19 protein-coding genes and 2 pseudogenes are annotated in these 20688 nt (G+C 67.9%); 4 read left to right on the plus strand and 17 right to left on the minus strand.

The window, feature by feature from the left end; all coding sequences use genetic code 11:
- Positions 1-146: 146 nt before the first annotated feature.
- The 7 genes from G3A44_RS14690 to G3A44_RS14720 all read right to left on the minus strand — a co-directional run bounded on the left by G3A44_RS14690 (position 147) and on the right by G3A44_RS14720 (position 8125).
- Positions 147-455: a hypothetical protein gene (locus G3A44_RS14690; RefSeq protein WP_163458319.1), complete on the minus strand. Its 309-nt coding sequence runs from the start codon at positions 453-455 to the stop codon at positions 147-149.
- 109 nt (positions 456-564) lie between these two features.
- Positions 565-1602, minus strand: coding sequence for a Bug family tripartite tricarboxylate transporter substrate binding protein (locus tag G3A44_RS14695; RefSeq protein ID WP_163458321.1), 1038 nt, complete (start codon positions 1600-1602; stop codon positions 565-567).
- A gap of 22 nt (positions 1603-1624) precedes the next feature.
- Entirely contained in the window at positions 1625-2794 is a 1170-nt protein-coding gene (locus G3A44_RS14700) for a CobW family GTP-binding protein (protein WP_163458323.1), read from the minus strand.
- Positions 2787-3221 (minus strand): hypothetical protein, encoded by a 435-nt coding sequence (locus G3A44_RS14705; protein ID WP_163458325.1) that lies wholly within the window; start codon positions 3219-3221, stop codon positions 2787-2789. Before G3A44_RS14705 ends, G3A44_RS14700 begins: the two co-directional genes overlap by 8 nt.
- Positions 3222-3234: 13 nt before the next feature.
- Positions 3235-4998 carry a hydantoinase B/oxoprolinase family protein gene (locus tag G3A44_RS14710; RefSeq protein ID WP_310734387.1) on the minus strand — a complete coding sequence of 588 codons (1764 nt, stop codon included), beginning with the start codon at positions 4996-4998 and terminating at the stop codon, positions 3235-3237.
- 53 nt (positions 4999-5051) lie between these two features.
- Positions 5052-7145: a hydantoinase/oxoprolinase family protein gene (locus G3A44_RS14715; protein WP_163458327.1), complete on the minus strand. Its 2094-nt coding sequence runs from the start codon at positions 7143-7145 to the stop codon at positions 5052-5054.
- 107 nt (positions 7146-7252) lie between these two features.
- Positions 7253-8125: a fumarylacetoacetate hydrolase family protein gene (locus G3A44_RS14720; RefSeq protein ID WP_163458328.1), complete on the minus strand. Its 873-nt coding sequence runs from the start codon at positions 8123-8125 to the stop codon at positions 7253-7255.
- A gap of 136 nt (positions 8126-8261) precedes the next feature.
- On the opposite strand from G3A44_RS14720, the gene G3A44_RS14725 reads away from it, so the two are divergent.
- On the plus strand, positions 8262-9173 hold the full coding sequence (locus G3A44_RS14725; RefSeq protein ID WP_163458329.1) for a LysR family transcriptional regulator: 912 nt from the start codon (positions 8262-8264) through the stop codon (positions 9171-9173).
- A gap of 61 nt (positions 9174-9234) precedes the next feature.
- Here G3A44_RS14725 and G3A44_RS14730 read toward each other — a convergent pair whose 3' ends face one another.
- The 4 genes from G3A44_RS14730 to G3A44_RS14745 form a co-directional block, all read right to left on the minus strand.
- Positions 9235-9741: a metal-dependent hydrolase gene (locus G3A44_RS14730; RefSeq protein ID WP_163458331.1), complete on the minus strand. Its 507-nt coding sequence runs from the start codon at positions 9739-9741 to the stop codon at positions 9235-9237.
- 212 nt (positions 9742-9953) lie between these two features.
- Positions 9954-10598 (minus strand): competence protein CoiA, encoded by a 645-nt coding sequence (locus G3A44_RS14735; protein ID WP_163458333.1) that lies wholly within the window; start codon positions 10596-10598, stop codon positions 9954-9956.
- Positions 10599-10694: 96 nt separating this feature from the next.
- Positions 10695-11201: a hypothetical protein gene (locus G3A44_RS14740; RefSeq protein WP_163458334.1), complete on the minus strand. Its 507-nt coding sequence runs from the start codon at positions 11199-11201 to the stop codon at positions 10695-10697.
- Positions 11202-11600: 399 nt separating this feature from the next.
- Positions 11601-12278 carry an HD domain-containing protein gene (locus G3A44_RS14745; protein ID WP_310734385.1) on the minus strand — a complete coding sequence of 226 codons (678 nt, stop codon included), beginning with the start codon at positions 12276-12278 and terminating at the stop codon, positions 11601-11603.
- A gap of 142 nt (positions 12279-12420) precedes the next feature.
- Here G3A44_RS14745 and G3A44_RS14750 point away from each other — a divergent pair, with 142 nt between their 5' ends.
- A complete protein-coding gene (locus G3A44_RS14750) occupies positions 12421-15333 on the plus strand; it encodes an ImpA family metalloprotease (RefSeq protein ID WP_163458336.1) in 2913 nt (970 codons plus the stop codon).
- Positions 15334-15609: 276 nt separating this feature from the next.
- Here G3A44_RS14750 and G3A44_RS14755 read toward each other — a convergent pair whose 3' ends face one another.
- From G3A44_RS14755 to G3A44_RS14775, 5 genes and pseudogenes are all read right to left on the minus strand, one after another.
- Positions 15610-16047: a YfeK family protein gene (locus G3A44_RS14755; protein WP_163458338.1), complete on the minus strand. Its 438-nt coding sequence runs from the start codon at positions 16045-16047 to the stop codon at positions 15610-15612.
- A 173-nt stretch (positions 16048-16220) separates the two neighbouring features.
- Positions 16221-16655 carry a hypothetical protein gene (locus G3A44_RS14760; protein WP_163458340.1) on the minus strand — a complete coding sequence of 145 codons (435 nt, stop codon included), beginning with the start codon at positions 16653-16655 and terminating at the stop codon, positions 16221-16223.
- 180 nt (positions 16656-16835) lie between these two features.
- Entirely contained in the window at positions 16836-17807 is a 972-nt protein-coding gene (locus G3A44_RS14765; protein WP_163458342.1) for a LysR family transcriptional regulator, read from the minus strand.
- Between the two features lie 130 nt (positions 17808-17937).
- Positions 17938-18057: pseudogene (locus G3A44_RS23600) on the minus strand (CoA transferase); the annotation flags it as partial.
- Positions 18058-18192: 135 nt separating this feature from the next.
- A pseudogene (locus G3A44_RS14775) lies at positions 18193-18673 on the minus strand (IS5 family transposase); the annotation flags it as partial.
- Positions 18674-18702: 29 nt separating this feature from the next.
- Between G3A44_RS14775 and G3A44_RS14780 the strand changes: the two are divergent.
- A complete protein-coding gene (locus G3A44_RS14780) occupies positions 18703-18849 on the plus strand; it encodes a hypothetical protein (RefSeq protein WP_163458344.1) in 147 nt (48 codons plus the stop codon).
- A 134-nt stretch (positions 18850-18983) separates the two neighbouring features.
- On the opposite strand, the gene G3A44_RS14785 is transcribed toward G3A44_RS14780, so the two are convergent.
- Complete coding sequence (locus G3A44_RS14785) at positions 18984-19634, minus strand: TetR/AcrR family transcriptional regulator (RefSeq protein ID WP_163458346.1); 651 nt, start codon at positions 19632-19634, stop codon at positions 18984-18986.
- Between the two features lie 236 nt (positions 19635-19870).
- Here G3A44_RS14785 and G3A44_RS14790 point away from each other — a divergent pair, with 236 nt between their 5' ends.
- The gene (locus G3A44_RS14790; protein WP_163458348.1) at positions 19871-20680 is read left to right on the plus strand and encodes an oxidoreductase; all 810 of its coding nucleotides are present in this window, start codon (positions 19871-19873) and stop codon (positions 20678-20680) included.
- Positions 20681-20688: the final 8 nt, after the last annotated feature.

The following is a 20688-nucleotide window of genomic DNA, read 5'->3' on the forward strand; positions in this document are numbered from 1 at the left end:
ACCTTCGGCCTGTTCGACATCAAGGGCGCCAGCATGACCCCCTCCTTCGGCACCCAGTCCACCGACGACGGCACCGCCAAGGTCACCAACTCCAAGTTCGCCCTGCGTGTGAACTACACCTTCTAAGGGGCCCGGGCCGCCCCGGCTTATCGCCGGGGCGGCGCATGGGGGTGGGCATGGGGGTGGGCATGGGGGTGGGCATGGGGGTGGGCATGGGGGTGGGCATGGGGCGGAGGCGCCGGCTCCAGCGGCGCCGAGCAGGACCCCACCAGACACCCGGACCACAACACCATCACCGTGGCGCCGGTATCCAGGCTGCGGCGCGCTGTGCGCCGCAGGTCGGCCAGGCCCGGCCACACCGCCATGAAGCCCAGCGCGCCGAGCAGCACGGCCAGGCCCAGGTGGCGGCGCCATCGGTAGGGTCGGTCGCCGGTCGAAGGCTTGGCATCCCTCACTTCACAGTCCTTGACGGGTGTTCACAGGCCGTGATGGTAGTGCGAACCGTTACATATGTGCAAGTGGCACATTTACAAGGAAGTCACACGGGCCGGCGGGGCCGGCGTCTCATTCCGGCTGGAAACCCGCTGCCTTGAGCAGGGCAGCGCCCTGCCCCACCTCGGCGGCGATGAAGCGGCGGAAGGCCTCGGGCGAGTCGATCACCGGGCTGATGCCCAGTTGGCTGAACTGGCCGCTGCGGGCCAGGTCGGCCACGCTGGCGTTGATGGCGTCGTTGAGCGCCTTGACCACCGGCGCTGGCGTGGCCTGCGGCGCCCACACGCCGTACCAACTCACGTACTCAAAGCCGGGCAGGCCGGCCTCGGCCACGGTGGGGATGTCGGGCGCCAGGCCGCTGCGCGCCTTGCTGGAGATGGCCACGGCCTTGACCTTGCCGGCCTTGGCCAGGGGCAGCAGCGAGATCATCGAGTCCATCAGCAGGTGCACATGGCCGCCGGCCACGTCCGTCAGCGCGGGCTGGGTGCCCTTGTAGGGCACGTAGCTGAGCTTGAGCCGGGCCTTTTGCTCCAGCAGCAGGGTGGCCAGGTGGCTGGGGGCGCCGGCGGCGGGGATGGCCGCCGTCCAGCGATCGGGCTCCTGGCGGATGCGGGGCAGCAGCTCGGTCAGTGTGGGGCGTTCGGTGTTGGGCGCCACCACCAGCAGCAGCGGCGCCTCGCCCACCCGGGCCACGGGCTGGAAGGCGGTTTGCGGGTCGTACGGCGGGTGCTTGAGCACGTTCTGCGCGTGCACATGGGTGGCAGCCGAGAACAGCAGGGTGTAGCCGTCGGCCGGCGCGGTTTGCACAAACTTGCCGCCCAGGGTGCCGCTGGCGCCGGCGCGGTTGTCCACCAGCACGTTCAGGCCCAGGCGCTTGCGCAGCTGGTCGGCCAGCAGGCGGGCGGCGTTGTCCACCCCGCCGCCGGCGGCAAAGGGCACGATGATCTGCAGGGTGCGGGCCTTGTCTGGAAAGGCCTGTGGCGCCGCGTGGGCGGCGGGAGCCAGCACGGTGGCACCGGCGGCCGCAGCGGTGGCGGCCACCGTGGCGGCCAGGGCCTGGCGCCGGTTCAGGCCACGGGTGCCCAGCGGATCAAGGCGGCGGGAGGTCATGGGGTGTCTCCTTCTTTGGGGGTCATGATGCCTGCGGCCCGGTGGGCCCAGGCTCGGAAGAATCGGAAATGGCAAGTCGTTCCGCCGGCGCGGCGGAACGGGCACGGTGGCGGGTGAGCAGGCGCAGCGTGAATTCCACGTCTTCACGCGCCACGCCGCGGGTGATGAAGACCAGCCGGGTACGGTGGTCGGCCCCCGGCCAGGCGGGCAGCGTGTGGGGCGGGTGGATGAGGTGCTGCACGCCGTGCACCACCACCGGGCCGGGTTGACCCTGCACCGCCACCAGGCCCTTGAAGCGCAGCAGGTCGGGCCCGCGCAGGCGCTGCAGCAAGTCCAGCCAGGACTGAAAACGGTCCCACGGCAGGGGCTCGTCCAGGGTCAGCGAGAAGGACTGGATGCCGCTGTCGTGGACGGCGTGGTCATGGTCGTGTGCGGCGTCATCCTCGCCGGGGCCATGGGTGCAGACGGCGTGGGCGCCCCCCCTGCCCGGCTCGCCTTGCGCCTCAAGGGCATCACCAGCGGCGCAGGCCGCACAGGGGGTGTTCAAACGCGGCTGCCAGGGCCCGTCGCCCAGCAGCAGCTCGGCCGCCAGCGCCCCATGGCGGGCCACGCGCAGCGGCGCGCGGGGGTTGAGCTGGCGCAGCGTGGCACGCAGCGCGGCCTGGGTGGGCGCGTCGGCCAGGTCGGTTTTGGTCAGCACCAGGCGGTCGGCCAGGGCCACCTGCTCCAGGGCCACCGGGTGCGCGGCCAGGGTGGCGGCGCCGTTGACCGCGTCCACCGTGGTGATGAGGCGCTCCAGGTGGAAGTGGGCGCGCAAGCCCTCGTCGGCCATCAGCGTGTGCAGGATGGGTGCGGGGTTGGCCAGGCCGGTGGTTTCAATCAGCACGCGGTCCACGCCCCAGGCGGGGTCTTGGGCACGGCGCGCCTGCAGGCGCTGCAAGGTGGCCTGCAGGTCACCCCGCACGGTGCAGCACACGCAGCCGTTGGACAGCAGCACCAGCTCGTCCTGGCTGTGGTCCAGCAGTTCGTGGTCCAGGCCCACGGCGCCAAACTCGTTGATGACCACCGCCGTGCGCGCCAGCGCGGGTTGGCGCAGCAACTGCGCCAGCAGCGTGGTCTTGCCACTGCCCAAAAAGCCGGTGAGCACGGTGACAGGGCAGGTGTCAGCCGGCGGGGAGGTGAACTCAGCCATGCAGCCTCGCGAACGAGCGCAGGGTCTGGCCCAGGCGGGCCAGGGTGAAGGGCAGCAGGTCGGCGGGGGCGCCCTCACCGGCCAGCGCCCGGCCCTGCTGCAGCACGCGATCCAGGGCCTCCAGCAACGCACTCACCCGCCACGCGCCGTCCTCGCGGGCGCCCTCGCGGCCGTGGCGCTGCAGCCAGGCGGCCAGGTCATCACGCCGCGCCTGCTCGGCCTGGCCGATGGCGTAGTCGATGATGTCCTGCTCAAAGTCGGCCAGCTGCAAGGTGACGCCGCCCACGCTGCAGGCGCAGGCGCTGCCCAGCGAGACATGCTGGCCGGCCAGGCGGCTCCACAGCTCTGCCAGCTCGTTCAGGTCAGCCTGCCAGGCCTCGGCCTGGGCAGCGGTCGTCACCACGGGGGCGGGGGCGTGCGGCGCCATGCTGCGGTGCCCCTCAGGCGGCGACGTGCCGCAGGGTGGCGGTGCGGTCGGCGTCCACCTGGCCGCCGGCGGTGAGCGCCACGCGGTAGACCTGCTCGGCCTGCTCGGCGCTCACATAGCCCTCGCGCACATCGGCGGCCACGCGGGCGGGGTCGCGCTCCTCAGGCCGGCCAAAACCGCCGCCGCCGCCGCTGAGCATCTTGTAGGCGTCGCCGCGCTCCAGGCGCACGTTGAACACCTTGGCGTTGGGCAGGCTCTCGTCCCACACGCCGCGCTTGCGGATGGCCATGCCGTTGCCGGCGGCGTCGTGCCCGCCGTGGATGCCCCAGGGCTTGCAGTGCACCCGGTCAATGCGGGTGGTGACCGAGAAGGGCGAGAGCGCCTGCACCACCATCTCGGCGCCCAGGCCGCCGCGCTGGCGGCCGGCGCCGCCGCTGTCGGTGCGCAGGCGGTAGCTTTCCACCAGGATGGGGTACTTGGCCTCCAGCTGCTCTGACGGGCTGTTGTGGGTGTCGCCGTCGTTGATGCAGACGGTGGCCGACACGCCATCCTCGTTGTGCTTGGCACCCCAGCCGCCGCCCAGCGGGCCAATGCCCACGATGAACAGCTTGCCGTCGGCCGGCGAAATGCCGTGGATGTTGGGGAACACCAGGTCGGCATGGTGGCCGGCAATGGCGCGCTGCGGGATGGCCGGCGCCAGCGCCTTGAAGATGGTGTCGATCACCGTCATCGGGAAGGTCATCCACACCCGCATCGGGAAGGGCCGCTCGGCGCTCACCACCGTGCCCATGGGCATGATGACCTTGAGCGGGCGGAAGCTCCCGTCATTGACCGGGTAGTCGGTGGGCGTGGTCAGGCACTTGTAGGCCACCTGGGCGCAGGCAATGCCGGTGGTGAAGCCCGAGTTGTAAAAGCCCCGCACCTGGCGGCTGACGTCAGAGAGGTCAATCTCCATCTCGTCGCCCGTGACCGTGACCTTCACGCGGATGGGCACGCGCTTGCCCACCTCCAGGCCGTCGTCGTCCATGAAGGATTCGGCCTCGTACACGCCGTCGGGAATGGTGACGGTATTGGCCCGGGCCAGCGCCTCGGAGTGGTCCATGATCTGGGCGATGGCGCCTTGCACCGCCGGCCAGCCATAGCGCTGCACCAGCTCCAGGTAGCGGCGCTCACCGGTGGTGATGGCGGTGATCTGGGCGCGCAGGTCGCCCAGCGCCCGCTCAGGCAGGCGCACGTTCATGGCAATGATGTCCACCAGGTCCTGGTTCACCACCTCCCCGCGCCGGTACTTGACGATGGGGATCTGGATGCCCTCGGAGTAGATGTCGGTGGTGATCTGGCCCAGCGTGCCGCCCACGTCCAGCCAGTGCGCCATGCAGCAGGTGAAGCCGATCAGCTGCCCCTCATGGAACACCGGCTGGGTGAAGGTGAAGTGGTTGAGGTGGCTGCCGGTGGTGTAGGCGTCGTTGGTGACCAGGATGTCGCCGGGGTGGATGTTGTCCAGCCCGAAGTGGCGAATCTTGGCCTTGACCGTCTCGCTCATGCCGCGGATGAACATGGGCAGGCCCAGGCCGATGGAGATGGTGTCGCCCTCGGCGGTGAACAGGCCCACGGTGAAGTCCAGCGCCTCATAGATGATGAGGTTGTAGGCCGTGCGCATGAGGTTGGTCTTCATCTCCTCGGTGACGGCGATCAGGCCGTTGCGCACGATCTCCACGGTCACGGCGTCCACGCCGTAGGCATGGGCCGGCGCGGGGGCGGTGACGGTGCGGTACACCGCGGTTGAAGCCGAGGTGGCGGAAGTGGCGGAAGGGGGGTTGGTGGCGTGGCTCACAGCTCGCTCCCGATGTCGATTTGCAGGTTGCCGCAGGCGTCCACGGTGGCCGTGTCGCCGGGTTGGATGACGGTGGTGGAGGCGTGCTCCTCCACCAGCGCGGGGCCGCTGATGACGTTGCCGGCCTGCAGCAGGGCGCGGCGCCACACCGGGGTGGGCACGTAATCGCCCGCGCTGCGGAAGTACACCGGCTTGGTGGCGCGCAGGGCATCGGCCGGCGGGGTGGCGCCGCCGGCGGGCACGCTGTGGCGCGGGGGCTTGCGCATCAGGCCGCGCACGGTCACGCGCAGGCTCACCAAGTCAGCCGGTTCACCCGGGGCTGCCGTGCCGTAGCGCACCTGGTGCACCGCGTCAAAACGCTGCTTGATGCCGGCGCGGTCTTGCCGCTCAAAGAAGCCGGCGCCCAGCGACACACCTACGGCATGCTCCTGGCCCACATAGCGCATGTCGGCGCCCCGCTCAATGACCACCGACTCGGGCACGATGGCCGACTGGGCCAGCGCGGCGCGGCCTTCAGCCTCCATCGCCGCGTAAAGGGCCTCGATCTCGTCAAAAGACAGCTCATCGAGCTTGCGGAACACCGAGCGCACATAGTCGTAGCGCAGGTCGCCAAACAGCATGCCGTAGGCCGAGAAGTAACCCGGCGCATACGGAATGAGCACCTTGCGGATGCCCAGCTCGCGGGCAATGGCCGAGGCGTGCAGCGGCCCGGCGCCGCCGTACACCACCATGGTGAAGGCGCCGGCGTCCAGGCCGCGTTCGGTGGTCACGGCCTTGACGGCGTGCGACATGCTGGTGACGGCGATGCGCAAGATGCCGTCGGCCGCCTGCACCGGGCTCAGGCCCAGCGGCGCGGCAATGCGCTCATTCATGGCGGCCTGGGTGCCGGCCAGGTCCAGCGCCATCTCACCACCCAAAAAGTGCTCGGCATCCAGCCGGCCCAGCAGCAGGTTGGCGTCGGTCACGGTGGGTTCGGTGCCGCCACGGCCGTAGGCCACCGGGCCGGGCATCGATCCCGCGCTCTGCGGGCCCACCCGCAGCGCGTTGCCCACGGCCAAGCGGGCAATGGAGCCGCCGCCGGTGCCCACCTCGAAGATGTCGATCATCGGGATCTGGATGGGCAGGGCCTTCTCGTAGCCACCAATCAGCGCGCTGCTGCTGGTGATGGGCTGGCCCTCGCTGATGAGGCCGGCCTTGGCGGTGGTGCCGCCCATGTCAAAGGCGATGGCATCGCCCAGGCCCAGCTGGGCGCAAATGGCCTGCGCGCCAATCACGCCCGAGGCCGGGCCGCTCTCCAGCATGCGCACACATTCCCGCCGGGCATGGGCCACCGGGAAGAGGCCGCCGGTGCTTTGCACAGCGTAGAAGTCGCCCTTGAAACCCTTGTCGCCCAGGTGGGTGACCAGCTCGCCCAGGTACTCCGACACCCGGGGACCCACATAGGCATTGGCCGCGGCGGTGGAGACCCGTTCAAACTCGCGGTACTCCTGCGACAGCTCATGCGAGGCGGTGACGAACACGCCGGGCATCTCCTCCCGCACGATGTCACGCACCCGCACCTCGTGCGCGGCGTTGCGGTAGGCGTGCAGCAGCAGAATCGCCACCGCCTCCACGCCCTGGGCCTTCAGGCTGCGGGCCAGCTCGCGCACCCGGGCTTCATCCAGCTCGCGGTGCACGCTGCCGTCGGCGCGCAGGCGCTCGGGCACTTCAAAGCGCAGCGAGCGCGGGATCAGCGGCTCATGCTTGGAGAAGAACAGGTTATAGGCGTCAGGCCGGTTGACGCGGCCAATCTCGTAAATGTCGCGAAAGCCCTCGGTGATCAGCAGCGCGGTCTTGGCGCCGTTGCGCTCCAGCAGGGTGTTGATGGCGATGGTGGAGCCGTGCAGGAAGAGGTAGCCCTCATCCACCGGGGCGCCAGCGCCGTCCAGCGTGGCCTGGATGCCATCGACCAAATGGCCGTGGGTGGACAAGGCCTTGCCAAAGCTCAGCTCGCCGCTGCGCTCGTCAAAGATGGCCAGGTCGGTGAAGGTGCCGCCAATGTCCACGGCAATGCGCAGATGCCCGGCGGAGGGTTGTGATGGGTGTGACACGGAGGAGGTCCTGGGTCAGGGAAAGACAAAAGGGGCGTTGCGCCGGCCGTTCAGCCGGCCGTTCAGCCGGCCGTTCAACCGGTGAGCAGCCGGTGCGCCGCTGGGGTTCAGGCGCGTGGGCCCACCACGTTGTGCAGCGTGCCCACGCGGGTGATGGACACCTCCACCACGTCACCGGGCTGCATGTAGAGCGGGGGTTCCCGCTTGTCGCCCACACCGCCCGGCGTGCCGGTGGCGATCACGTCGCCCGGCGAGAGCGGCGTGAACTGCGACAGGTAGGCCACGATGAAGGGCAGCGGGAAGATCAGGTCGGCCAGGCTGGCCTGCTGCATCACCGCGCCATTGAGGCGGGTGGTCAGCGTCAGGCTGTTCACGTCGCCCACCTCGTCGGCCGTCACCAGCGCGGGCCCAAAGGCGCCGGTGCCGGGGAAGTTCTTGCCCGGCGTCCACTGGTGGGTGTGGCGCTGGTAGTCACGCGCCGTGCCGTCGTTGAAGCAGGCGTAGCCGGCGATGTGGTCCCAGGCATCGGCCTCGGCAATGTCGCGCCCGCCCCGGCCGATCACCACCGCCAGCTCGCCCTCAAAGTCAAAACGCTCCGAGCGGCCCGGGTAGGCCAGCGGCGCGCCGTGGGCACCCAGCGAATCGGCAAAGCGCGCAAAGATGGCCGGGCGGTCGGCATCGGGGCGCTTCATCTCGGCCACATGGCTCTTGTAGTTCAGGCCCACGCAGAAGATCTTGCCCGGCCGGGGCAGCACCGGCAGCAGGCTCAAACCCGCCAGGGGCAAGCTGCCGGCGCGGCCGGCCACATCCGCCGCCAGGGCCGGCAGCGCCTGGCCGGCCAGCACCGCGCCCAGGTCAGGAAAGCGCGCCGCAAAGCCCGGGCTGGGCAGGGTGAGGCAGGCGCCGGCATCGGCCACCTCGCCGTTCAGCAGCACGCCGTAGCCGGCTTGGCCCTGATGCACAAACGACAGCAGTTTCATGGTTCTCGGTCTCCAAGGGGGTTCTCTGATCTGGCCGGTGGCCCAGCGATGAACCGCATTCTGGAAATCGCAGCCCCATGCGAGAAGAGCCATATCCAACATTTCAGGCATGCCTGAATGCACATACCATGGCGCCATGGACACCGCCGCCTGGAAACTCTTTCTGGACGCTGCCGACCTGGGCAGCCTGAGCAAAACCGCCACCGCCTACCGCACCACCCAGCCCCACATCAGCCGGCAAATTGGCGCCCTGGAGGCCGCCTGCGGTGGCCGCCTGTTCCAGCGCACCGGCCGGGGCGTGGCGCTGACCGAGCTGGGCCAGCGCGTGGCCCCGCAGGTGCGCGCCTGGCTGGCCAGCACCGAGCAGCTGATGGCCGACATCCGCCAAGCCTCGGGCGAGCCCATTGGCACCGTGCGCCTGGGCATGCTGCCCTCCACCGCCCATCTGGTGGCACAACTGGTGCAGGCCCTGCGCCAGCAGCATCCGCAGGTGCGCTTGGCGGTGCGTGAAGGCCAGGGCGCCCAGCTGGAAACCTGGCTGGAAGAAGGCAGCGTGGACCTGGCCCTGCTCTACCGTCAGCGCGCCAGCCAGGCCGAAGACGACGTGGTGCTGGTGGACACCGCCACCTGCCTGGTGGGCCCGGCGGGCGACCCACTCACCGCCGGCCCCACCGTGCCCTTTGACGCGCTGCGCGGCCTGCCCCTGGTGCACTTTTGCCGCCCCAACCGCTGGCGCGACCACCTGGACGACCTGGCCCGCGCCCACGGCTTTGCCCTGAACGTGGTGCTGGAGGCCGACTCCCTGGCGCTGCAAACCCGGCTGGTGGCCGCCGGCGGTCTGTGGGCCCTGCTCGGCCCCTACGCCGTGGCCACCGCCCGCGAGCCCGACCTGCAGGCCGCCCGCCTGGTGCAGCCCGAAGTGCCCCGCCCCATCGTGCTGGCCCTCTCACGCCACGGCGCCCACACCCTGGCCAGCAAGGCGGTGATGCGGCTGTTGCAGCAAACGGCGCGGGCGGGGGTGGGGGCAGCAGTACCACCAGGGCCTTGATGCCGCCCTGCCCGGCCTGAAACGCCCAGCGAGGGCGTCACGGCCCGTGTCAGCGGCGTTGTCAGCGTCGGCAAGCCCGTTGCTGTTGCCAGTGCCGCAGCCGCCGCCAGCCCACCACGGCAGCGCCTGCTACGCCCGCCACCACGCAGCCCAGGTGCAAAGCCCCCACCGGCACCGCCCCCAGCCACGGATTGGCGGTGCTGAACGGCGCCCAAGGCTGCATGTCGGCATGCATCACCGCGTCCAGTGCCACATGGCTCAGCACCCCAGCCAGCGCGCCCGCCACCACCGGCCCCAGCGTCAAAACCTTCCATCCCGCCACATCAGGCAAGCATCGGCGCCCGCGCCGCATCAAAGCCCACAGCGCCACCACCGCCGCCCCCGCCAACAACGCCCCCGGCACGGTGTGCCAGAAGCGGTGCAGCGGAAACTGCCCCGTCAGCAGGTAGTAGCCCGGCTCCACATCCACCAGCACATTGCCGGCGCAAAACGCCAAGAAGCTGAAGCGCTGTGGAGCCAGGGCATGGAGGGCGGCGCCTGGGCCGAAGTGGAAGGGGGTGAAGGGCATAGAAGCGCAGTCTGCGCCATCTGGGGGCCGACGGAAAGGCCGCTCGAAGTCAGGTCATGGATATTGAATCTGGGGGTCGTGAAACCGCCACCTTGCCAGCGGGGGTTGTGCTGTGGGGAGTCCCTTTAGTAATGTTAGGCCACGGATATTTGTTTTTGGTGTTGCACTTCATGTGTGAAGTCGTGACACGGCAGGAGGAAATGATGCTCAACTTATCCCGCACTGGCTACTCCTCCAAAGAATTGGATGAATTTACTCTTTTTGTAAGTTCTCAAGAATCCAATTTTGGTTGATGGATTGTACTCAATGAGATGCCAGAGAACATCATCTCCAAAATCGATGTACACCTTTTTCTTGCAATAAGCCCAGCGCTCGAACAGCTTGCTTCGTCCAAACCAGCTAATTTTATATAGAGATGGGTCGCTTGTTTGTGGTTTGTGTAGGCTCATGCCAAAGTATATTCGGTCGGATTCATTTTTATTACCATGAACAACCCAAACTAATTTCTTGTAGAATTTTTCCCTAGACAAAAGCTCGTCGGGCTTTAGCTGGTAGCTCTGGAACTCAATCGCTACGTCTTTTGACTCCGAATAGATGTCAGCGATGTGTTTCTCCTGCGTTTCCGGGTCTTTGAATAACCGCTCTTGCCAACTTTCAGGGAAGGCGGATTTCCATTTTCTATGCCACTCGGATTCATTCTCCCACCAGGGGTCGCATGCACTTTTTTCCTTGTGAGCCCAGTGGTGCACCTTAAACCGGCCGCACTTTGGAATTACTTCACTTCCGCAGCATTGACAAATGCCTCGGATATTTTTTTTCGGCTCAGTGCGGATGCCGTTTACCAGCGCGAATCTCATGAGATGTCTACCTTTTGAGATTAGGGGTGTCGACCGAAGGTGGCGTACCCAAAAGCGCAGCTTTTTGGCGCCTCCTGAATTGAATTGTTATTGCGATCAAGCGTCACGAATTTCACCGATTTTAAATATAGTATTTTTGAGAAATACGGATATATTCATAAGGTCAGAAATCCAGCCGCCTTTGAAACCTCCCTTTTCGTAAGGGTAGCGAGCCTCAACAAATGAATTTGAAAATTTATTTAAAGCATCCTCGAAGGCTGGAAACTTTTGTTTCAGAAGGCTGCCTCGAAACTCAGATTCAATCTTGCTTTTGATGTGGGCTGGAATTTTTGCATACAGTTTGTCGAACCTGTGATCATGCGCTATACATTTTGTAAATCTCTGGTATGTCGTGCTGCCGTCCTCATGAACCAAGAACGGAATCAAATCTTCTTCAGCAAGATAGGACTTCAAGTAAAGCTCAATGGAAAGTGCAACATTGACAACAAATGGATAGAGCCAATCAGTTCCTTCTGGGCGTTCTTCAAGTAAAAGCTCACCTGTCTTTGCAAATGCATTTGCTGTTGTTACGACATGCATTTGGGGCAACGAGTTGCGCGCCATATTTAGCCCTAATCTAGATAGGAGAAATCCTCGCGGATTCCCCCTCTCACACCACCGGACGTACGGGTCAGGTATCCGGCGGTTCGGGTTGTTGAATGCGGTCTGCCCATGTGCTTCATGCCATTTTCAGGGGCACCAAGCTGGGCAGACCAAGACTTTGAAAGTATTCGCAGGCAGGGCCAGCAACAGTGCCGGGGACATCGAGTGGCGATACGGGACTTGCACGCTCTTGCTCACGTTCCAGGCCACTCGCCCTGACACGCTGCGTTGATGCAGTTCCCATTCGCCGACTGATCCCCATGGCTTCCACGAATCGCAGCGTAACCGGCGCCGCACGCACTTGTCCACGTGGCGCAATGCGCCCGGCACCCCGGTGATGCCGAAACACCTTGGTGCGCCTCACGCCAGCGCCGCCTGAAGATTGCTTCGCGCCGCCACCTCGAGCCGCCCATGGAAATGGTCGGTGGCGTAAAGCCGGGGCCGGGCCAGAAAGCCCGCAAGCACCTGGCGCCGCTTGTGGCGATAGAGCGGCGCCGGCACCCAGCGGTACTCGGCCCGCACTTGACGGTTGTACTCGGCGAAGCGTTCGGGATGAGCGCCCAGGATGGCCAGGTCGATGTCCAGCAGCCAGTCCTGGTCGGGGTGGACGGCCCGAGTGGGCGCACCTTCAGTGGCGGGTGCCACATGGGCCGTGGCCAGGATGAGGTGCTGGACGCGGTGGCAGACCTGCGGGTCAGCGCCGGCGGCGGTCAGCACGCGCACCGCCCAGTCTGCACTGCGGGCCTCGTTGTCATGGGCCCGGGGGGAGTACACCGCGTCGTGAAACCACAGCGCCAGCAGCAGTTCGCCGGGCCGCTCTGGCGTGGTCGGCAGGCCCTGCGCCAGCGCCAGGCATTCATCCAGGTGCTGCAGCGTGTGGTAGTGGCGCTGCGGCTCTTGCCAGGCCTGCAGCAGCGGGGCCAGCATGTCTGGCGGTGGCCGCAGACCCATGGCCGCCCAACTGGCTTGCCACAGGTCCGGCCAGTGGGTGCCGGTCACGTCGGGCCAAGGGGTGCGTGCACGGGTCAAGGGGTTCATGGGGGCTCCGATCCAAGCGGCACCACGATGCGCAGCGGGTATGGCCATCGACTGTAAGGGCCCGTCGCCGCGCGGCCATGGCAGCCAGGGCCCATGGGGCGGGGTACAAAGCATGCTGCCTTCCCCCTGATCCGCCTGCCCCATGAACGTCCCCCTACCCACCATCCGACGGTCCTGTCTGCGCCGCCCTTCTTGGGCCCTGATGCTGAGCCTGCCGCTGATCTTGGCGGCCTGCGGCGGGGGAGGCGGTGGGGGGGGCTCTTCGGGCGACCCGCCGCCGCCAGCAGCCGCGTGGACGACGGCCCTGGCCACGGGCGACGCCAGCGCGGTGGACAGCGCCACCGCCCTGAGCCAGACCCAGGCCTTGCTGCAGGCCCAGCAAGCCATGGTGGAGACCACCCGGCAGGCCGTGTTGGGCACGGGCAGCGCTGGCGGTACCGAGGCCGTCGCCCCGGCCAGTTGGAACCCCACGCACGACTCGGTCTACTTCACCCTGCTGGACCCAGGCCGCCATGCCGTGCTGCTGACGGGCAATTGGCGCTACAAGGGCAGCGAGGCCGCCGCCGGCCGTGTTTTGGCCGTGGCCGGTGCCGACCCGAGCACTGGCGCCCGCTACGCGGCCTTGGGTGGCAACCCGCTGGCCGTGCGCGGCAATGCCGCCATGGACACGATGCTGCGCAACACCATGCGCTGGCTCACGGGCCGCAGCACGCTCAATGGCCTGCGGGTGGTCACGGCGCACCTGCCCAGCACCGCCACCTATTGGTTCCAACATGAGGCCCCCACGCGCGCCTGGCTCACCGCCCAGGTGCCGGCGGTGCGCATCAACGGCGTGGAAGGCAGCCTGGCCGTGGACGACAGCTGTGACGGCAGCGCGCTGGCCGGCTGCCTGCAAAACGCCGATCTGCTGATCCTCGGCCGCCAGCAGGGGCCCAACCAGGGCAACAGCAGCACACCTGACACCTACCCGGCCGGCTACGACACCACCACCGTGATGGCCGCGCTGCGGGCCGCGCAGGCCCGTGGTGTGCCCGTGCTCTATCTGCACCATGGCCGGGATGACAACACCCTGTCCAGCGCGCTGATGCAGCACTTCGGCCTGGCCGTGAACAACAACTACTGGGCGCAGGAAGGGTTGAAGGACTGGTCGCCCACCTCGCTGGCCGCCAGCGACAGCGCCCCCACCACCCTGGCACTGCTGGATCGCCTGCGCAGCGGCCACTTCAGCACCACCTTCAGCGGCTGCAGCACGGTGGTGGGCAAGGTGCAGTGCGAGGCCGACACCGCGTTGCAAACCGAGTTCAACACGCCCGCCGGGGCGATCCGCTCCCGGCTGCGCGCGCTGGATGCCCAGGGCCTGGCCCTGTTTGAGCAACCCGGCTACGCGCTGGAGAAACACCTGGTGCTGCTGGGCGATACCTGGCGCCGGGCTGTGGCCTACCCCATGGACAAAGGGGGCGACAAAGGCCTGTTCTTCCGCGCGCTGTTCTCTGACATGACGGCCTACCTGCACCGCCGCCACAACGCCACCGCCGCCCACCAAGGCAGTTTTGCCAGTGCCATTCCGGCCGCCACGCCGGCCTTGGTGCGCACGGTCACCGGCACCGCGCCAGCCACCGGCACAGGCGAGCTGATGACCGGTCTGTATGTGATGCCCGGCCGCAGCATCACCCTCACCCGTGAAGATGCTGCTTCGGCCACCGTCACCGTGGGCATCAACCTGCTGCGCGACACCACGCGCATCTACAACCCCCAGGGTTATGACCGCCCCACCCAACTGGCCAGCCCGCGCATGCCGCTGATCCAAGGCCAGCCCGTCACCCTCACCAGCCCGTTTGGCGGCCCTCTGTATCTCTTCCTGGGGGCCGCCAGTGACACCCCCGCCATCCGCGTGACAGTGGAGGGGGTGACCACCCATCCCGCGCTACGCGACATGAACGATGCCGCCCAGGTGGCCGCCTTCAAGGCCGAGATGGACGGCACACCCACCCAATGGGTGGGCATCACCACCGACGCGCTGACCGTGCATTCCACGCTGGCCCACATGCGCACCACCCTGGCCGCGCACGGCGGTGACATGGCCCTGCTGGCCCAGCGCCTGAACACCTACATGGTGGAGGACACCTACGCGCTGGCCGGGTTTCACAGCGCCAGCAGTGGCCTGCGCCTGCCGGCCAGCGTCAGCGCCTTCTGCGACAACGCGGGTTGGGACTGCACCGGCCCCCAGCACCGGCGGGACGTGATGCAGCATGTCATCGTGGACACCGTGGCCCTGTGCGGCGCCGGCTGTTCAGGCAACCCCTACGACCAGAACTGGGCGCTGGACCCGCTGGGCTGGGGCGAAACCCACGAGATCGGGCACAACCTGCAGCGCAGCCGCTTGAACATCTACGGCAGCCGCTCCACCGAGGTGTCCAACAACATCTTCCCCATGCACAAGCAAATGGCCTTTGCCCGTGCCAACCCAGGGAGCACGGCGCTGGTGCGGGGCGACGGCGACACCCGAAAGGTGTTCGGCTGGCTGAAGGACGCCCTGCAGCCCGGCGCCAGCGCCGACGCCATGCGCCAAGCCCTGTGGACGGCCACCGGCACCTATGACAACGCCGCCGAACGCCTGGTGTTCTACCGCCAGCTGGTGGAGTACGCCCGCCACTACCGCCCCGAATTCACCGACGGTTGGGCGCTCTACACCCTGATGTACTTGCTGGAGCGCAACCTCACGGCCACCATCGCCAGCACCACCACCACCAGCGCCGACTGGTTGGCGCAGCGCAGCGCCTTGGGCTTGGGCACCTACGCCAGCCCGCCAACCGCCATGGACGGCAACGACTTCATGCTGATCGCCGCCTCACGCATCATCGGCCGCGACCTGCGTGCGGTGTGGAGCCTGTGGGGCATCACCTTCAGTGACGCCGCTGCGGCGCAGGTGGCGGCCTATGGCCTGCCAGCCGCCGAACTGCTGCTGTTCCCCATGAAGCAACTCAACGCCTTCGGCAACGGCGTGGGTGCACCATTGCCCCTGTCGGCCACGGCCAGCTACCCGGCGGGCTACTGACCTGAAACCGCGCCGGGCAGCGCAGACAGCTTGTCCTGTGGAGGCTGGGAGCGCCAAGGAGAACGGCCCCGCTGCGCCCGGCGAGACAGGTCAAACCGGCAGCAGGACAACTCGATGACCCTTCTGCCACCCCAGGGTCACGCCGAGCGCATGGCGCCCGGCGCATCGGCTCGCCGGTTCACAAAATCAGAATTCCGCTTCGGAAGGAGAAGCAGCCAGGTGGTGCTTGACTCCAGGGGAGGTCTTACGTGTTGGGTCCCATGCGTAGCTGACGGTTCAAGGACGGTTCCGGGTTTCGCCCCGCAGCGCGGCCAGCTCGCGGCTCAACCAGGGCTGGCTGTTCTGCGCTGGGGTGGTGCCGCAGCGCACCTGGTAGGCCTGACCGGAGAGGCTACTGCGGCTGGCGGCCAGTTCAATGAACTGCTCGGTGCTGCGCACGGTGGTGCGCTCCTCCACCGCAGCCAGCTTGCGCAGGAGGTGCTCACGCGCCTGCGGGGCCTCGTGCCAGGTGCCGTTGCGCTGGAACTGGCAGCCGGAGGACTGCAGCCGGGCCAGCAGGGCCTCGATCTCGGCACGCACCGGGGCGGCGGAGGGGGCAGCCCCAGCGGGGCCAGCACTGCACAGGGCCGCCAGGGCGGCCAGGGCCAGGGCGGGCAGGCCGCGCCAGGCGGAGGACAAACAGGGGAGCAGGCGGCGGTGGCGGTACGGGGTCATGGGCTGAATCTAACTTGCCCGGCGCGGGGCGGCACGTCCCGGCGGGCTCAGTCGCTCAGGCGCCCGCGCCGGCCCACTGCAGCACGGCGGTGTGCATAGGCCGCAGGCAGGCCTTTTGGCCATGGCCCACAAAGCCGGGGTGGTGCGGTCCGAGAGGGCCTCAAGCATGCCCTTCAGGTCTTCAGGCCCTCGGCAAACAGCGCCGCCTGCAGGCCGGTGACAAAGCGCTCGTGGCTGCGCGTGACCACGGGGCCCACCTGAAAGACCTTGCTGCGGATGCCCACCTCCACCCGGCACAGGCCGCCGGGCAGGCCGGCCACGCGCACGGGCAGAAAGAAACCCCAACTCACCCAGTTCAACGGTTCGTCCAGCACCAGCAGACCTTCATCTTCCTGCAGAGCCACCACTTTGTAGCCTGCGGCTTGGGCATAGCGGATGATTTGCTGCAGGGCCTGGCGTGCCGGGGCGGCCACCTCCAGGGTGCGCTGGCGCCGGGTGCGCCGCCCCAGGTACGAGGCGCCCGACCGGGTGGCCGACCACAGGGCGAAGCCGAAGATGGCGACGACACTGAAGAAGGACAGCCAGAAGAACCAGGGCAGGCGAAGCATGGGCAGAAGTCCTCGGGTGATAGGGCCTGGAAGAATGCCCCGCAATCTACCCGTCCACTCCTGCCCTGCCCCGGGCGCCGGCACCTCTCAGGCGCTGAGACGCGCCACTGGAACAGCCCTGCAGCCCCGCCCCGGCGAAGCTTGGTGCTGCGGGTGAGCAGCAGGGCTTGGGGCGTCGATTCAGTCGCTGCCCAGATCGGGATGCCCGCGCAGGCGCTCGGCCAGTTGGTCCAGGGCAGCCTGCACCAAGGCCTGCAGGCGCGGCAATGCCGGGTGGCCGTGCCCAGGGCGTGCAATCAGGCACAGCCGGTCGGGCTGGGGCGGAACCGGCAGGGGCAAGAGGCGCAGGCCGGTCCCGGTCAGCAGTGCCGCCGAGCGAGGCACCAGGGCCACGCCCAAGCCGGCGCGGACCAGGTCCAGCACCCCCTGCACCGTGCCGGCCTCGTGGGCAATGCGCGGGCTGAAACCCGCCTCAAGACAGCAGCGGATGGATTGGTCGAAGGTGGCGGGCCCCCGGTGGCGGGTGAAGGCGATGAAGGGCTCGGCCGCCCAGTCGGCCAGCTGCTGCACCGGCGGGCGCCGGCCCACCGTGGCGGTGCCCGCCCAGGCGGCGGGCACCGCCAGCACGAAGGGATCTTCCAGCGCGCACAGCACCTGCACGCCGTGCCGGGCGCTGGGGCTGCGCGAGAGGCCCGCGTCCAGGGTTCCGGCGTGCAAGGCCTGCACCTGGGTGTCGGTGATCAGCTCCTGCAGGTGCAGGTCCAGCGCCTGGCCGGCCGGCGCCGCGCCCCGGCGGGTCCCGCCCCCCAGGCCCTGCAGCACGGCGGGCAGCACGGTGCTGCTGGCCGAGGGCACGTAACCCAGCGCCAGGCGGGGCGCCGCCTCGGGCGCGTCCAGCGCCTCAGGCAGGGCCGCCACGGCGGCCAGCACTGCGCGGGCGCGGGGCAGCAGAGCCTCCCCGGCGGGGGTCAGGTGCGCCCCGCGGGCATGGCGGGTGAACAGGGTCTGGCCCAACAGGCCTTCTAGCTGACGCACCTGGGCTGAGAGCGGGGGCTGGGCGATGAACAGTTTCTCGGCCGCGCGGCTGAAACTGCCGGTATCGGCCACAGCAAGAAAGTAGCGCAGGTGGCGCAGTTCCAGTTGGCGGTCCATGGGCGGCAAGGGTGGGAGCAGGCGCGCACCCTACACGATGGCGCCACCGCGCTCAATCCAGCTTGGCGCCAGAGACCTTGACCACCCGCTCCCACACGGCGGCGTCCTGCTTGAACTGGGCGGCAAAACGCTCGGGGCTTTGCAGGTCCAACGTGAGGGACCGCTTGTTGCGGTTCATCGCACTGAAGTAGGTGGTCTCGGTCTGGCCGATGCGCTGGCCCCAGTCGCGGGTGTCGTCGCCCCGTCCGGGGTCAACCGCCACCTTGCGGCCATGGCGCAGTGGCTGGGCGCGCGGCTGTTGCACTGCACCACGCGCCGCATCAGCCTCACGTAGGCGGTGCAGGCCGCCCTGGCCTCGTGCCAGCACTTGCTGGACTTAGAGCCGCTAACAAAACCTCAGAAGAGATCGAAGGCAGATGGCGCAGCAGGTCAGGCTGAGTAAGGCGACATGCGTCTGGGCCTGACTTTCGAAGCGGATGCCCAGCTTTCCAAATGCCGCCAGCCACGCATTGGTACGCTCGACCACCCAGCGGTGACGCCCCAGTCGCTCCCGGCTCTCGACACCTCGGCGCGCGATGCGCACCTTGATGCCCCTGGCCCGCAGATGGCTGCGGCAACGCTACGAAGTCGTAGCCCTTGTCGGCATGCAGCTTGTCGGGCCACCGCCGAGGACGCCCCCGCAGCCCCGCCACCGCCGGCAACGCATCGATCAGCTCCTCGAACACCACCGAGTCATGTCGATTCGCCCCCGTCACGCAGAACATCAGCGGCAGGCGTTGCCTGTCGGTGACGAGGTGGCGCTTGCTGCCGAGCTTGCCCCGGTCCGTCGGGTTCGGCCTCGTGAATTCGCCCCCCGGGCGCGCAGCTCCTGCTCCGCCATGACGGCGAATGGCGCTTGCTGCTCAAAGGCCTGGAGACGCCCTTGGTGGAGGGTAAACGCTTCACGCTGCGCTTGCGCTTCGAGCGTGCGGGGGAGCGGGAGGTGACGGTGTGGGTGCAACAACCGCGCGCGGCGGCTCATGCCCACACGCACGATCACTGACACGTCCAGCCCGACGCACTCACACGCGCTCACCGATGCGCTTGCGGTGGGCGGTCTTTACCTAGCGTTTCGAGTGGGCCGCTGAGATGGGCCAGCCAGATCACGGCGCTTAGACATGGATCTCGTCGGGCTCTTCACCCCTGCACACCATAGCCGGCCATGAAGACGCGTACGGCTTCGGTCAGTAGCGCCTTGTTTTGGCGTGCGCTGGGCCGTTTCAGCATCAGCAGCCCGCTCATGTGGTCGCTGCCCAGGAACATGGCGAGAAACAGGTCGGCCGCCAAACGGGGATCTTTCACCCTGAGGCTGCCAGCGTCATGGGCACGCTGCAGGTACAGGGCCAGCTCGGTGGTTAGTCGGGCGGGGCCTTGGCGGAAAAAGGCACGGCAGGCTTCGGGCTGCGCGCTGGCGGCACCGTAGAGCGAGCGGAACTTGCCCAGCGTGTGCTCCTCGCGAGTCAGGGCAAGAAACTGCTCGCCAATGGACAGCAGTGCTTGGCGCGGCTGCAAGGGATCGAGGGCTTCAGCGCCGGCCACACCGCCAATCACGCCATCGGTGCCGTCTTGGACCACCGCCTCGAACAGACCCTCTTTCGAGCCGAAGTTGCTGTAGACGGTCATCTTGGACACGCCCGCCTCAGCCGCGATGGCATCCACGCTGGCGCGCTCCAGCCCGTGGGCATAGAAGTGCTTGCGCGCCGCTTCCAGGATGCGCTGCGAACGTTCGGGATCGCGGGGGCGGCCGCGTCGCGGGGTGTCAACGGGGCTGTCGTCTTTTTGTGTCATTCAGCGTGCGGCCGGTTGGGGCCAGAGGTGTTTCGGTGCGCTTCAACGCTGCCAGACGAGACCCAGCAGGGGTCGCGTTTGGTCTGGCTCGGGGGTGATTGTCTTGCTCGGCGCGACGCTGGCGGGCTGTGTCTGTGTTGGTGAGGCATCGGGCGGCATTTAATGTACTTGACAGTATCGTTTATGTGTCTCACATTACGGTACCAGTGAGTACAGTAAATTGCAAAGGAAGCTCCATGTCCCTCACCTCTCCCATCGTCTTGGTCACCGGCGTGTCCTCGGGCATTGGCCGCGCCACGGCGCAGCGCCTGGCCCAGCGCGGCTGCACCGTGTTTGGCACCGTGCGCAACCTCAGCCAGTCGGAGCCGCTGGAGGGCGTCGAGCGGGTCGAGATGGATGTGCGCGATGACGCCTCGGTCCAGCGGGCGGTGCAGCGCATCACCGCCAAGACCGGCAGGATCGACGTGCTGGTGAACAACGCCGGCGGCACGATGCTCGGTGCGGTCGAAGAGACCTCCGTGGCCGAAGCGCAGGCGCTGTTCGACACCAATGTCTTTGGGGTGCTGCGCGTCTGTCAGGCGGTGTTGCCCGTGATGCGCCGGCAGCGCTCGGGGCGCATCGTCAACGTCAGCTCGGTGCTCGGCTTTCTGCCGGCGCCCTACATGGGTGTGTACTCGGCAACCAAGCACGCCATTGAGGGCCTGTCCGAGACCCTGGACCATGAAGTGCGGGGTTTTGGGGTGCGGGTGGTGGTGGTGGAGCCGAGCTACACCAAGACCAACCTGGACCTCAATGCGCCGCAAGCGGCCGCCCAGATCGCGGCCTACGACGCAGACCGCACGCGGGTGGCCCAGGCCATCGTGAACAGCGTGCAGAAGGCGCCTGGACCGGACGCCGTGGCCGCCACCCTCGTGGAGGCGGCGCTTGGCCCCTGGCAGATGCGCCGCACCCCCAAGGGCGAAGCCTCGCTGCTGCGCACCTTGCGCCGCTTCATGCCCGCTGGCCCGGTCGATGCCAGCCTGCGCAAGACCTTCGGCCTGGTTTGACGCTGCGC

The organism is Ideonella livida (assembly GCF_010499455.1).
In the GTDB taxonomy this organism is placed as follows: Bacteria; Pseudomonadota; Gammaproteobacteria; order Burkholderiales; family Burkholderiaceae_C; genus Ideonella; species Ideonella livida.

What these genes read in the sequence shown, in the direction of transcription:
- G3A44_RS14695 (WP_163458321.1), bottom strand. Translation starts at nt 1,602, where the DNA reads ATGACCTCCCGCCGCCTTGATCCGCTGGGCACCCGTGGCCTGAACCGG.
- G3A44_RS14700 (WP_163458323.1), bottom strand. Translation starts at nt 2,794, where the DNA reads ATGGCTGAGTTCACCTCCCCGCCGGCTGACACCTGCCCTGTCACCGTG.
- G3A44_RS14705 (WP_163458325.1), bottom strand. Translation starts at nt 3,221, where the DNA reads ATGGCGCCGCACGCCCCCGCCCCCGTGGTGACGACCGCTGCCCAGGCC.
- G3A44_RS14720 (WP_163458328.1), bottom strand. Translation starts at nt 8,125, where the DNA reads ATGAAACTGCTGTCGTTTGTGCATCAGGGCCAAGCCGGCTACGGCGTG.
- G3A44_RS14725 (WP_163458329.1), top strand. Translation starts at nt 8,262, where the DNA reads ATGGACACCGCCGCCTGGAAACTCTTTCTGGACGCTGCCGACCTGGGC.
- G3A44_RS14730 (WP_163458331.1), bottom strand. Translation starts at nt 9,741, where the DNA reads ATGCCCTTCACCCCCTTCCACTTCGGCCCAGGCGCCGCCCTCCATGCC.
- G3A44_RS14735 (WP_163458333.1), bottom strand. Translation starts at nt 10,598, where the DNA reads ATGAGATTCGCGCTGGTAAACGGCATCCGCACTGAGCCGAAAAAAAAT.
- G3A44_RS14740 (WP_163458334.1), bottom strand. Translation starts at nt 11,201, where the DNA reads ATGGCGCGCAACTCGTTGCCCCAAATGCATGTCGTAACAACAGCAAAT.
- G3A44_RS14745 (WP_310734385.1), bottom strand. Translation starts at nt 12,278, where the DNA reads ATGAACCCCTTGACCCGTGCACGCACCCCTTGGCCCGACGTGACCGGC.
- G3A44_RS14750 (WP_163458336.1), top strand. Translation starts at nt 12,421, where the DNA reads ATGAACGTCCCCCTACCCACCATCCGACGGTCCTGTCTGCGCCGCCCT.
- G3A44_RS14755 (WP_163458338.1), bottom strand. Translation starts at nt 16,047, where the DNA reads ATGACCCCGTACCGCCACCGCCGCCTGCTCCCCTGTTTGTCCTCCGCC.
- G3A44_RS14760 (WP_163458340.1), bottom strand. Translation starts at nt 16,655, where the DNA reads ATGCTTCGCCTGCCCTGGTTCTTCTGGCTGTCCTTCTTCAGTGTCGTC.
- G3A44_RS14765 (WP_163458342.1), bottom strand. Translation starts at nt 17,807, where the DNA reads ATGGACCGCCAACTGGAACTGCGCCACCTGCGCTACTTTCTTGCTGTG.
- G3A44_RS14785 (WP_163458346.1), bottom strand. Translation starts at nt 19,634, where the DNA reads ATGACACAAAAAGACGACAGCCCCGTTGACACCCCGCGACGCGGCCGC.
- G3A44_RS14790 (WP_163458348.1), top strand. Translation starts at nt 19,871, where the DNA reads ATGTCCCTCACCTCTCCCATCGTCTTGGTCACCGGCGTGTCCTCGGGC.